This window comes from Komagataeibacter sp. FNDCR2 (assembly GCF_021295395.1).
Taxonomy (GTDB): domain Bacteria; phylum Pseudomonadota; class Alphaproteobacteria; order Acetobacterales; family Acetobacteraceae; genus Komagataeibacter.
In genome coordinates this window covers 2,497,953-2,510,824 of sequence record NZ_JAIWOU010000001.1, presented here as the reverse complement: position 1 = coordinate 2,510,824, position 12,872 = coordinate 2,497,953, and the positions used below count along the sequence as shown (strand labels likewise).

General features: G+C 66.4%; 11 protein-coding genes. 3 read left to right on the top strand and 8 right to left on the bottom strand.

Translation table 11 applies throughout. The features are described from left to right. Positions 1-95 precede the first annotated feature (95 nt). Entirely contained in the window at positions 96-830 is a 735-nt protein-coding gene (locus LDL28_RS11975; RefSeq protein ID WP_233058750.1) for a DUF2076 domain-containing protein, read from the bottom strand. Between the two features lie 207 nt (positions 831-1,037). On the opposite strand from LDL28_RS11975, the gene LDL28_RS11970 reads away from it, so the two are divergent. Then, a complete protein-coding gene (locus LDL28_RS11970; RefSeq protein WP_233058749.1) occupies positions 1,038-1,928 on the top strand; it encodes a glycine--tRNA ligase subunit alpha in 891 nt (296 codons plus the stop codon). A gap of 6 nt (positions 1,929-1,934) precedes the next feature. Continuing rightward, entirely contained in the window at positions 1,935-3,995 is a 2,061-nt protein-coding gene (gene glyS / locus LDL28_RS11965; protein WP_233058748.1) for a glycine--tRNA ligase subunit beta, read from the top strand. A gap of 31 nt (positions 3,996-4,026) precedes the next feature. Here the strand turns inward: glyS and LDL28_RS11960 are convergent, their stop codons facing one another. From LDL28_RS11960 to LDL28_RS11935, 6 genes are all read right to left on the bottom strand, one after another. Beyond that, positions 4,027-4,419, bottom strand: a complete 393-nt coding sequence (locus tag LDL28_RS11960; RefSeq protein WP_233058747.1) for a DUF3293 domain-containing protein — start codon at positions 4,417-4,419, stop codon at positions 4,027-4,029. Further along, positions 4,419-5,573, bottom strand: a complete 1,155-nt coding sequence (rodA, locus tag LDL28_RS11955; protein WP_233058746.1) for a rod shape-determining protein RodA — start codon at positions 5,571-5,573, stop codon at positions 4,419-4,421. Before rodA ends, LDL28_RS11960 begins: the two co-directional genes overlap by 1 nt. A gap of 59 nt (positions 5,574-5,632) precedes the next feature. Next, complete coding sequence (mrdA, locus tag LDL28_RS11950; protein ID WP_233058745.1) at positions 5,633-7,552, bottom strand: penicillin-binding protein 2; 1,920 nt, start codon at positions 7,550-7,552, stop codon at positions 5,633-5,635. Between the two features lie 36 nt (positions 7,553-7,588). After that, a complete protein-coding gene (locus tag LDL28_RS11945) occupies positions 7,589-8,155 on the bottom strand; it encodes a rod shape-determining protein (RefSeq protein ID WP_233058744.1) in 567 nt (188 codons plus the stop codon). Continuing rightward, positions 8,152-9,066 carry a rod shape-determining protein MreC gene (gene mreC / locus LDL28_RS11940; RefSeq protein WP_233058743.1) on the bottom strand — a complete coding sequence of 305 codons (915 nt, stop codon included), beginning with the start codon at positions 9,064-9,066 and terminating at the stop codon, positions 8,152-8,154. Before mreC ends, LDL28_RS11945 begins: the two co-directional genes overlap by 4 nt. A 144-nt stretch (positions 9,067-9,210) precedes the next feature. After that, complete coding sequence (locus LDL28_RS11935) at positions 9,211-10,257, bottom strand: rod shape-determining protein (protein ID WP_233058742.1); 1,047 nt, start codon at positions 10,255-10,257, stop codon at positions 9,211-9,213. A gap of 579 nt (positions 10,258-10,836) precedes the next feature. On the opposite strand from LDL28_RS11935, the gene LDL28_RS11930 reads away from it, so the two are divergent. Beyond that, positions 10,837-11,094: a hypothetical protein gene (locus LDL28_RS11930; protein ID WP_233058741.1), complete on the top strand. Its 258-nt coding sequence runs from the start codon at positions 10,837-10,839 to the stop codon at positions 11,092-11,094. A gap of 80 nt (positions 11,095-11,174) precedes the next feature. Here LDL28_RS11930 and LDL28_RS11925 read toward each other — a convergent pair whose 3' ends face one another. Next, positions 11,175-12,749 carry a 2-isopropylmalate synthase gene (locus LDL28_RS11925; RefSeq protein ID WP_233058740.1) on the bottom strand — a complete coding sequence of 525 codons (1,575 nt, stop codon included), beginning with the start codon at positions 12,747-12,749 and terminating at the stop codon, positions 11,175-11,177. Positions 12,750-12,872 lie beyond the last annotated feature (123 nt).

Below are 12,872 nucleotides of genomic sequence, written 5' to 3'. Positions count from 1 at the left end.
AGCGCCAGTTCACGCTGCTGCGTCACGCTCCCCTCCCCCGAACGAAAAAGGGCACCCGAACCGGATGCCCCTTTCCTGCACTGGCCTGCCGCGTGTCAGAAACTGTTATCGTCGCCCGCGTCAAAACCGCCATCGTCGAATCCACCGGAATCACCCCCGGCGTCAAAGCCCGAATCGGCGCTCGCGCCACCACCGGCAAACGGATCCGCGCCAGCGCCATTGTCACCATAATTATTGTTGATGATGGTCTCGCCCGGCTGCGGCATGCCACCGGCGAAGCCGCCCGCGTCATGATGCCCGCTGAACAGGTCGGTCAGCGCATTGCCCACCATCATGCCGCCCGCCACGCCAGCGGCCGTGGTCAGCGCCGAACCCAGAAAGCCCGAACCGCGCGAAGGGAACATGCCCGGCTGCATGCCCGGCGGGTAAACCGGCTGCGGCGGGGGGGCGGAAGGCGCATTCCCCCAGCCCGGCGGCGGGGCGGCCTGCGCGCGCTGCCCACCCCCGAACATACCGCTGAGGAACCCGCCGCCACCCGAGGGCGGGGGCGCGGCCTGCTGCTGCTGGAGCTGCTGCTGCGCCTGCTGGAGCTGCCACTGGAGCTGGCGAATCCGGTTCTGCGCCTCGGCCAGCGCCGCTTCCTGCACCACGGCCATCTGGGTCACGCGGTAGGGCGCTTCAGGATATTTCTGGAACATCTGCCCGATATACTGATCGGCCTGCGGGTCGATCGGTGGGAGGGACGATGTCGTCTGCGGCACGCTGCCTGTCGTGGCGCCACCTATGCGGGCGAAAAACTGTGTGATCAGATCACGTTCCTGGTCATTCATCCTGTCTGTCCTGCCTTGGGCTGGGAAACCGTACTGCGCAGATGTGGTCCGTACCGATGCAATGTGCAAGACCGGGGCCGCCATGCGCGGCGCGTCTGGGCCGGGGGCACGCGCGACCTTCCGGTACGGGCGGCATGACGGTATGCTGCCCCGCGTTTTTGCGCCAGATGGTGCATACCTGTCCCCGTTTACCGGAGCATCTCGTTCATGGACCCGGCCCCAGTGCCCCGATCACCCACGTCTTCCCGCCCGCTGTCGTTCCAGGGGCTGATCCTGAAGCTGCACCAGTTCTGGTCTGAACAGGGCTGCGCCATCCTCCAGCCCTATGATACGGAGGTGGGCGCCGGCACGCTGTCACCCCACACGACCCTGCGCGCGCTGGGATCGCGCCCGTGGAAAGCGGCCTACGTGCAGCCCTGCCGCCGCCCGTCGGACGGGCGCTATGGCGAGAACCCGAATCGTCTCCAGCACTATTACCAGTACCAGGTGCTGCTCAAGCCCACGCCCGATGAAAGCCAGAAGCTGCTGCTCGACAGCTACCGCGCCATCGGCATCGACCCGCTGGAGCACGACATCCGCTTTGTCGAGGATGACTGGGAAAACCCCACCATCGGCGCATGGGGCCTTGGGTGGGAAGTCTGGTGCGACGGGATGGAGGTGACGCAGTTCACCTATTTCCAGCAGGTGGGGGGGATTCCCACCGTCGTCCCCTCGACCGAACTGACCTACGGGCTGGAACGGCTGGCGATGTACGTGCAGGGGGTCGAGAATGTCTATGACCTCGACTTCAACGGCCAGGGCCTGAAATATGGCGATGTGTTCCTGCGCGCCGAGCGCGATTACTCGCGCCATAATTTCGAACTGGCGGATGTGGAGATGCTGCACCGCCACTTCATCGACGCGGAACGTGAGTCCACCACGCTGGCCGAAGCCGGGCTGGCCCAGCCCGCCTATGACCAGTGCCTGAAGGCCAGCCACCTGTTCAACCTGCTCGATGCGCGCGGCGTCATTAGCGTGAGCGAGCGCGCATCCTATATTGGCCGCGTACGCACGCTGGCCAGGCGCTGCTGTGAAGCGTGGCTGGCGGGCGAGGAATAAGAGATCATGCCCGAACTTCTGATCGAACTCTTTTCCGAGGAAATCCCCGCCCGCATGCAGGCGCGTGCGGCGCAGGATCTCGAACGTCTCGTGTGCGAGGCGCTGGCCGCGCTGAAGCCGCGCGCGGCCACGTCCTTCGCCGGGCCGCGCCGCATCGCCCTGTCTCTTGCCGTGGAGGGCACCGTGCCCGGCGCCATGGTGGAGGAACGCGGCCCGCGTGAAAGCGCGCCCGAAAAGGCGCTGGCCGGTTTCATGCGCAAGCATGGGGTGGAACGTGACGCGCTGGTGCTGGAAAACGGATTCTGGCTGCTGCGCCGCAGCGTGCCGCCCGTTGCCGCGGCCCAGCAGGTCGCGACCGTGCTGCCCGGCCTGCTGCGCCGCTTCCCATGGCCGAAATCCATGCGCTGGGGCGAAGGCAGCGCCTTTACATGGGTGCGCCCGCTGCGCCGGATTGTCTGTATCCTTGATGGAAAGACCGTCGATTTCACGCTGGCGGAAGGCGATGATGATGGTCACGGCCTGCGCTCGGGCAACCTGACCGAAGGCCACCGCTTTACCGCGCCCGGCGCGTTCGCCGTCACCAGCGTCCAGACATGGCTGGACGGATTGCGCGCGCATGAGGTGGAGCCCGACGCCGCCGCCCGCCGCACCCTCATCGCCGAAGGCGTGGCCCGCCTGGCTGGTGAGGAAGGGCTGAATGTCGTGGCCGATCCCGGCCTGATCGATGAAGTGGCGGGCCTGACCGAATGGCCTGTTCCCTTCCTTGGCCGCATCGATGACGAATTCATGGACCTGCCGCCCGAGGTGATGCAGGTTTCCATGCGCGTGAACCAGCGCTATTTCGCACTGCGCAACGCGGATGGGTCGGCAGCGCCCCGCTTCGCCTTTGTGGCCAATCTCCTGCCGCGCGATGGCGGCGCGCTGACCATTGCCGGTAACGAGCGCGTCCTGCGCGCCCGCTTTGCCGATGCCCGCCATTTCTGGGATCTGGACCGCGCCCATACGCTGGAAAGCCGGGTGCCCGCGCTGGAGCGGATCGTGTTCCACGCGGCGCTGGGCAGCCAGGGCGCGCGGGTGCGGCGTATCGTGCGCCTGGCCGGTATCCTGGCCGGGCTTACGGGCGCGGACACGGCGCAGGCCGAACGCGCGGCCCTGCTGTGCAAGGCGGACCTGACCACCGGCATGGTTGGTGAATTCCCCGAGTTGCAGGGCATCATGGGCGCCTATTACGCCCGCCATGACCATGAAGATGATGCCGTGGCCGAAGCCATCGGCGCGCATTACATGCCGCGTGGCCCGCAGGATGACGTGCCGCGCGCCCCGGTATCGGTCGCTGTCGCGCTGGCTGACAAGATCGACATGCTGGTGGCCTTCTTTGCCGTGGGTGAAAAACCCGGTGGCTCGGGCGATCCGTACGCGCTGCGCCGGGCGGCGCTGGGCGTGATCCGCATCATCCGTGAAAACGGGCTGCGGCTCGATCTGGCCCGCGTGTTCTGGGAAGCGGCGCAGGGCCTGCCGGAGGAACTGCGGCTGGCCCCCGATCTGGACACGCTGCCGGAATTCGTGGCGGACCGCCTGCGCGTGCAGTTGCGCGGCGAAGGGGCGCGGCATGACATTCTGGCCGCCGTGTCGGTTGGCAATACCGATACCGACATCGTGCGCCTGCTGGCCCGCGCCACCGCCATAGCCGACATGCTGGCGACCGAGGACGGACGCAACATGCTGGCCGCCACCAAGCGCGCGGCCAACATCCTGCGCATCGAGGACCGCAGGGACGGCCCGCATGAGGGCGCGCCCAATCCGGCGCTCTATACCCAGCCGGAGGAGACGGCGCTGGCGGGCGAACTGGAAAAAACCATTCCCGCCGTGGAACAGGCCATCGGACAGGAACGCTATGCGGACGCCATGCGCGACGTGGCCAGCCTGCGTCCCGCCCTTGACCGCTTTTTCGAAGCCGTGACGGTCAATGACGATGACCCCGCCGTACGCGCCAACCGCCTGCGCCTGCTGTCCGAACTGCGCCGCATGACGGTGCTGATTGCCGATTTCAGCCAGATCGAGGGCTGATCCCGGCGCTGGCCTGATACCCCGACAGGTGTCAGGCCAGATAGACCAGCCGCGCGGGCCGGTCGCCATGCACGACCACCACCGCGTTCTGCCGGAACGCGCGCGCAAGCACCAGCCCGCGCGCAAGCGGCACCCGCACCGCATAAAGTGGCTCGGACCAGCGGCCCAGCCGCCCCTCCCCCAGGGTATGATCCAGACCGCGCAGACGCCGCGCCAGATGCGGCATCATCCGCCGGTTCCAGCCCGGTGCGTACAGCCTGCCACCGGGGTTGCACGCGCTCAGCAGCACGATGTCGCCCTTCGGCGCGCGGCCATGCCAGCGCGGCCGGTGCCCGATGCGGATAACCGGCAGCCCCGGCGCATGATAGGTGCTGAGCCGGTAGGAACGGTGCACGGCGGGCGTGGGCGGCACGATGCCCGCCATCAGGCGTCTTCCCCCACCGTCTCGCCAAAGGTCGCGTTGCGGTGCACCCATGCGGACATGAGCAGCCCGAAGCCGAACATCACCATAAGCATGGCCGACCCCCCATAGGAAATGAGCGGCAGCGGCACGCCCCCCACCGGGATCGCGCCCATCACCATGGACAGGTTGACCGCGCAGTAGAGGAAGAAGTTCATGGAAATGCCCAGCCCCAGCAGCCGCCCGAACTGGTTGCGGCTGCGCATGGCGATCAGCATGCCGCCGAACACCAGCAGCAGCAGCATGCCGATGACGATGATCCCGCCGACAAAGCCCCATTCCTCGGCAATCATGGTGAAGATGAAGTCGGTCTGCTTTTCCGGCAGGAAGTTGAGCTGCCCCTGCGTGCCCTGCAGGTAGCCCTGCCCCCACATGCCGCCCGACCCCAGCGCGATCTTTGACTGGATGATGTTGTAGCCCGCCCCCAGCGGGTCGCTTTCGGGATGGAGGAAAGTGGTGACCCGCGCCTTCTGGTAATCATGGAGGTGGCCGTAGGCGATGCGGGCCAGAAAAGGCACCGGCAGCACCACAAGGGCGATCTGCCACAGCCGCATGCCCGCGCCGAAGAACATGCTCGCCCCCACCGTGCCGATGATGACGGCGGTGCCCAGGTTGGGCTCCTTCAGCACCAGGGCGACGGGCAGCAGCACCATGAGTGCTGGCGGGAGAAGCAGCAGCGGATTGCCCATCCTGCGGTAGCTGATCTTGTGAAACCAGCTTGCCAGCATGAGCACCAGCGCGATCTTGGCCAGTTCCGAGGGCTGGACCTGTATGCCGCCCAGCATGATCCACCGCTCCGCCCCCTTGCCCACATGCCCCATGCGCAGCACGGCCACCAGCAGCATGATCGAGAAAATATAGAGCGGCCATGCCATGCGCACCAGAATGCCCGGGCTCATCAGCGCAAGGCCCAGCATCATGACCAGCCCGAAGCAGAAGCGGATGGATTGCGGCCCCGCGAACGGGCGCGGCGTGCCCCCACCCGCGGAATAAAGCGCCCCATACCCCACCACGGCCAGCGCGCAGATCAGCAGCACATACAGCCAGTTGACCTGCCACAGCTTGGTCAGGATCTGGAAATTGGGTTCGGCGCGCAGCAGGCGCTTCTGGAATTTCATGGCGTCCTCCACAACAGGCAGGGCATGGCGCACCCCCGACAAGGGGACAGGCGCGTGGATCAGTCCACGTCGGCCTGCGCCACTTCCTGCCCCGGCGGTTCGCGGTGATTGACCGGATCGCGGTGCAGGGTATCGGTCATGATGTCACGCGCAAGGGGGGCCGCGACGTCCGCGCCCGCATTGCCATGCTCGATCACCACCGCCGTAGCATAGCGCGGCGCGTCATAGGGGGCATAGCATATGAACAGCGCATGGGGCCGGTACTCCCACGGCAGGCTGGCGGAATTGAAATGCCCGCTTTCACGCATCGCGCGTGAGACGCGCCGCACCTGCGCCGAGCCGGTCTTGCCCGCCATCTGTACACCGGGAATATCCAGCCGGGCCTTGGGCGCGGTGCCGCCTTCCTCGTTCACCACGGCGAACATGCCCGCGCGGATGTCCTCGAAGAAATGTTCGGGCATGGTCATGTCGGGCGCATGGCCCAGATCGGTCAGTTGCCCCATGCGCCCGGCAACCGAGCGGATCAGGTGCGGCTGCACGTTGCGCCCCGTGGCGATGCGCGAGGCATAGGTGGCCAGTTGCAGCGGCGTCACCTGCACGAAGCCCTGCCCGATGCCGCTCACGATCGTATCGCCCCCGTTCCAGTGATGGCCATGCGCGCGCCGCCATGTGGGCGTGGGGATCAGGCCCTGACGCACATGCGGCAGCTCGATTTCGGACAGTTTCGCACCCAGCCCGAACAGTTCGGATGTCGCGGCGATGGTGTCCATGCCGGTGCGGCGGGCGACTTCGTAAAAAAAGACGTCGCAGGAATATTTCAGTCCCTGCCGCAGGTTGATCGAACCATGGCCATAGCGCGACCAGCAGTGAAAGCGCGTGCCGCCCACATCGATGTATCCGGGGCAGTTGATCCGGTCGGACGGCGAGAGCGTGCCCGCGCGCAGCGCCGCCATGGCCACGGCGGGCTTGAAGGTGGAACCGGGCGGATACAGCCCCGACACCGCCTTGTTGATAAGCGGGGTCTGGCTGTTGTTGGTCCACTCGATCCACTGCGCCTGCGTCACCCCGCTATCGAACAGGGAGGGATCGAAGGACGGGTTGCTGACCATGGCCAGCACCTCACCATTGCGACAGTCCATGACCACGGCACTGGCCGACTGTTCGCCAATGCGGGCAAGCACCTGCTGCTGGAGGCCGCTGTCGATCGTAAGGGCGATCTCGTCGCCCGTCAGTCCCTCGTCACGGTCAAGCTCGGCCATCACGCGGCCCACGGCGTTGACCTCCATCTCCACCGAGCCGACCTGCCCGCGCAGGTTCAGATCCTGCGTCTGCTCGATGCCGGCGCGCCCCACGCGCATGCCGGGCAGCGCGAGTTCGGCGTTATGCACCACGTCCTTTTCCGCCGGGGGCGCGACATAGCCCACCACATGCGCCAGAAGCGGCCCGAACGGGTAGACGCGCGTGGTGCCCACATCAATCAGCACACCGGGCAGCGAGGGCATGTTGAGTTCCAGCCGCGCCATGTCATCCCACGACAGGAAATCACGCAGCATGATCGGGATGAACCGCCGCTTGTGACGCAGTTCATGCTCGATGCGCACCGTGTCGCGCTGCTCCAGCGGCACGATCTGGGCAAAACGCGCCAGCGTGCCGGGAATGTCACTGGTTTCCTCGGCCAGAAGCAGGGCGCGCCAGTTGATGCGGTTGGACGCGACCGCAATGCCGAAGCGGTCGGTAATGCGCCCGCGCGGCGGGGCGAAGAAGCGTTTGCTCAGGCGGTTGTTTTCCGCAAGTTTCGCATAATGACTTCCCTCGCGAACCTGAAGCCCGTACAGGCGTTCACCCAATGCGCCCAGTATGGCCCCCTGCGTGGCCATGAGCAGCAGGGCGCGGCGCGTGAACACGCCACGGGAGGGATTGCGGCCTTCCTCGGGGCGGGACATGAGCCGGTTGCCGGACTTCTTCTTACGAAACGTCATTCACTCATCCGGCACGGACAGGCCATTCCACCCGTTTCAGGAGTGGTCCGCGTTATTGACGACAAAACGGTAAGTCCAGACAAACCCTGCATACAGGACAGGAAAACTGCCGAAGGACAGAACTGTCTCGAAAACAAAAGGCAGAAACTCCACAACATGCAGGGCCAGCGCGGAACACAGCACCCATTGTAGCGCCGTAACCCCCGCCATCACCACGCCAAACACAAGCCAGAGCATAAAAAAATTGGTCCGTGCCAGCGTGTAGCGTCCCGACAGCGCCACCCCGTGCACGATCAGCATCATGAGCAGCAGCACCCCGACCGGGCCGAAGCTGAGGATATCCGCCCAAAGGCCCAGCGCGAACACCGCCAGCGAGGGCATGACCGCGGGCATGAACACCGACCACAGGAACACCAGCGCCATGACGATGGCGGGCATGAGTTCCACCTGCCCCGGCAGGTTCAGCGGCGCGGACAGCACCAGCGTCACGAAAAACACCATGAGGCAGGGCACGCTGCGCCGCATGCCCTGGTCCACCCTGTTGCCCAGGCCGGAACGGGGGTGGATTCCCGGGCGGATCGGCGGGGGGGTGAAGGCCTTCATCCGTGCAGCCCCCGGTCCTGGTTGATCTGGAACTGCGACGGCAGGACCATGGTGCGGCCAACGGCGGGCAGCGGCACGCGACCCGGCGCGTCGGGGGGGGCTATGCTGTCTTCATAATTGAAGATGCGCAGCGTATCGACATGGTCCAGCGCCGCCGCCGGCACCACGACCGGCAGGCCGGGGCGCAGGTAATGCACATGCCCCACGGGCAGGCCCGCGGGCAGGTTCTCGATTTCGCCATTGGTCACCACGCGCTCACCTTCGATCGGGACATTGTCCTGCGGGTAGAAGATGATGCGCGGCATGGGCGAATTGTCCCCCGCCATGATGGCGGCCGCGTGGCTGGCTTCCAGCGTGACCGGGAGCCTGCTGGACGAATCGGTGATCAGCAGCACCCGCGCCGAGCGCCTGCCCACTTCCGTCACCCGCCCGACCAGACCCGCGCCATCAAGGGCGATGCCCCCCTTGGCCAGCGCGGTTTCGGGATTGACCGCCAGCAGCACCGCGCGCGCGTACAGCCCGCTGGTGTCACGCACCACCCGCCCGGTGACGAAGCTGGGCGCGTTATCGGGAATCCAGTGCAGGTTGGCCTTCAGCGTCGCGTTTTCATCGGCCAGCGCCGCCGCCACGTCGTACCAGTGCCGGAGGGAGGCGTTTTCGGCGCGCAGGCGGATGTTTTCCGCCTCCAGATTCCGGATGTCCTGCAGGTTGCCCGAAAGCCAGCGCAGCTTTTCCTGCGGCCACTCCACCAGCGCATAGGCGGGGGAAAGCAGGTCGGCGGTGCGCATGCGCAGTCTTTCAACAAGCGCGCGATCCGCCTTGCCCAGCAGGATCACCCCGCAGGCCACGAGAATCAGCGCGGGCAGGACCAGCTTGCCCAGCGCCTGGCGGAACTGGATGGAGACGGGCATCAGCCAGCCCCTTCACGCGCGACGGTGCCGTCGTGCCTGCCGGGTTGTCCTACCGTGCCTGATCGCCGGACCTGCATCGTCCTGCGTCTCCCCTATCGGCACGCCGGCCTTCAAACCCTGGCTGGCGGCGTACCGTCCCGTTCGTCAGTACATGCTTGTCAGTACATTGCGCAGGCGCTTCATTTCCTCCAGCGCCCGCCCGGTGCCCATCGCCACGCAGGACAGCGCATCCTCACCCACCGTAACGGGCAGGCCGGTCGCGCGTCGCAACACTTCATCCAGACGGTAGAGCAGCGCGCCGCCGCCGGTCAGGACAATGCCCTTGTCCACGATATCGGCGGCAAGTTCGGGCGGCGTGTTTTCCAGCGCCGTGGTCACCGCGTCCACGATCTGGCTGACAGGCTCGGCCAGGCTCTCGGCAATCTGCGCCTGCGACACCACGACCTCACGCGGGACGCCATTGATCAGGTCACGTCCCTTGACCTCACGCCACGGCCCCGGATCATCCGGGTCATCGGGCGGCATGGCGGAGCCGAGGTGGATCTTGATCTGCTCGGCCGAGCTTTCACCAATCAGCAGGTTATGGTTGCGGCGGATGTAGGAAATGATCGCCTCATCCATCTTGTCGCCGCCCACCCGCACGGAACGGGCATAGACGATGCCGCCAAGCGAGATCACGGCCACTTCGGTCGTGCCGCCGCCGATATCGACGATCATGCTGCCCGAAGGCTCGGTCACCGGCAGGCCCGCGCCGATGGCGGCGGCCATCGGTTCCTCGATCAGGAAAACCTTGCGCGCGCCGGCACTTTCCGCGCTTTCCTGAATCGCGCGGCGCTCGACGGCGGTCGAGCCGGAGGGCACGCATACGATAATGAGCGGGCTGGCGAACATGCGCCGGTTATGCACCTTGCGGATGAAATGCTTGATCATTTCCTCCGCCACCTCGAAATCCGCGATCACACCGTCACGCAGCGGGCGGATGGCGGTAATGTTGCCGGGCGTGCGGCCAACCATCTGCTTGGCTTCCTCGCCCACGGCAAGAACCTGTTTCTTGCCCCGTACCTCTGCCAGCGCGACGACCGAAGGTTCGTTCAGGACGACACCCCGCCCCTTGACGTAAACCAGCGTATTCGCCGTGCCGAGGTCGATCGCCATGTCAGCGGAAAGCAGACCCAGTACACGAGCAAACATCCAGAACTCCCGACATCCACACCAGACAGGACCGTCCCACGCCCGGACTGGCAATCCATGCCATCGCGACATGCCTGCGCTTTCCGTCGAAAACCGTCTGGATCGGTACGAGGGATTACCGGGGCAGGCAGGCGCGGGCAAGGGGCCAGATGATTTTAATTTGTTAAATTCCGCCCCTCCGCCGCTGATTGTTACAAAACGCCCTGCTTTGGACATGGTCAGACCATTACTGGCATACCATTTACATCTTACCGCGGTCCGGGTGTCATCGTGCCACCCGACGCGCGATACCGGGAAAACATATATGAACATTTCTTCTCGCCCCGTGACCTTCCGCCCCGCCGTGCTGCTGGCCGCCGGGCTGTGTCTGGGGCTTGGCGCATGCGAGAACACCCGCGACCCGGGTGAACGCGCCATTGGCGGCGGGCTGATCGGCGCGGGCGGCGGGGCGCTGATCGGCGGGCTGGCGGGGGGGGGACCGGGGCGGCCATCGGGGCGCTGGCCGGGGCTGGCGGGGGGGCCGCCATCGGGGCGGCCACGACGCCACGCCGCCACCCGGTGGCGCAACCGCCCTCCGTCATGTGCCCTGACGGGCGCGTGCTGCCGCCGGGCTACCCGCCGCAAAGCTGCCCGCCACCCCCCGGCGCGCCACCGCCGAACGCGCCCGGCGCCGGCCAGCCCATGCCCCAGCAGGGCTACGCCCAGCCCAGCTACCCGCAGCAGGGGTACGGACAGGGCGGTTACTATGGCCAGCCGCAGCCGCAGCAGGGTGGCTATTCACAGCCCTACGGTTACGGGCAGCAGAACTACCCGCAGGGTGAGGGAGACGGTTACTGAGATACGGTTACTGACGCCCGGGCGCGCCCGGTCACGGGGCCACCTCGCCGCAGTACGTCGCGGCGGGGTGGCGGGTTGGTTCAGGCATCCAGTGCAGCGGGTTCGGCGCGATCGCGCTTGACCAGCAGCTTGTTCAGCGCATGGACATAGGCCCGCACGGCGGAGACCAGCGTATCGGCATCCGCGCCCTGCCCGTCCACCAGCTTGCCGCCTTCCTCCAGCCGGACGGTGGTGCGGGCCTGCGCGTCGCTGCCCTCCGTCACCGCGCCGACGGAATAGAGCTGCAGGCTCGCGTCATGGGCCACGATGGCGCGGATGGCGTTGAAGGCGGCATCGACCGGCCCCTGCCCCTGCGCCTGCGCCTCGCGCTTCTCGCCATCCACTTCCAGCACCAGATCGGCGGTGGCGGGGCGGCGGGAACCGGCGGTCACATCCAGCGCGACGAAGCGGATGCGGGCATGGTCGCGCACCTCGTCATCGACCAGGGCGGCCAGATCCTCGTCGTAGATGACCTTCTTGCGGTCGGCCAGATCCTTGAAGCGGGTGAACGCCTCGTTGAACTGCGCTTCCTCCAGCCCGTCATACCCCATGGCCTGGAGCTTGTCGCGGAAGGCGGCGCGACCGGAATGCTTGCCCAGCACCAGTGACGAACGGGTCCAGCCCACGCTTTCGGGCGTCATGATTTCGTAGGTGGCCGCGTTTTTCAGGATTCCGTCCTGATGGATGCCGCTTTCATGCGCAAACGCGTTGCGGCCCACGATGGCCTTGTTCGGCTGCACGTCGAAGCCGGTGATGGTGGCCAGCATGCGCGAGGTGCGCAGCAGGCGCTCGGTATGGATGCCGGTGGTATAGGGCAGCACGTCATGGCGCGTGCGCAGCACCATGATGATTTCCTCCAGCGCCGCGTTGCCCGCGCGCTCGCCAATGCCGTTGATGGTGCATTCCACCTGCCGCGCGCCCGCCTTCAGCGCCGCGATGGTGTTGGCCACGCCCAGCCCCAGGTCGTTATGGTTGTGCGTGGAAAAGATCACCCCGTCCGCGCCGGGCACGCGGGCGCGCAGATCCGCGAAAATGCGGGCCATGTCCTCGGGCGTGGAATAGCCGACGGTATCGGGAATGTTGATGGTCGTGGCCCCGGCGCGAATCGCGGTCTCGACACAGCGGCACAGGAAATCGGGTTCGGTGCGGGAGCCGTCCTCGGCCGACCATTCCACGTCATCGGTAAACTGGCGCGCGGCGCGGTTGCCCGCCTCGATCACCTCCAGCACCGTTTCGGGCTCCATGCGCAGCTTGTACTTCATGTGCAGCGGCGAGGTGGAGATGAAGTTGTGGATCCGCCCGCGCTTCGCCGGGCGGATCGCCTCGCCCGCGCTGGCGATATCGTTTTTGCCACCGCTGCGCGCCAGCGCGCACACCACCGTATCCTTCATCTTCTGCGCGATCTGGTGGACGCTGTCGAAATCCCCCTTCGACGCGACGGGAAAGCCCGCCTCCATCACATCGACGCCCAGTTCCTCCAGCGCCTCGGCCATGCGCAGCTTTTCGGCCAGGTTCATGGAAAAGCCGGGAGACTGTTCGCCATCACGCAGGGTGGTGTCGAAAATGATGACGCGGTTCGCGTCCATGCGGCCAAAGGAGGGGTGATTGATGCTCATGGTACTACCTCGGACATATCCGGATGTGGAACGGGCGGGTGACACGGCGGCGTGCCCCATCTTGTTCAATTCGTGTTCGTGAACCGGCCAGCCGGTCCGATCAGTCCCCTGGGCGCACCGGCG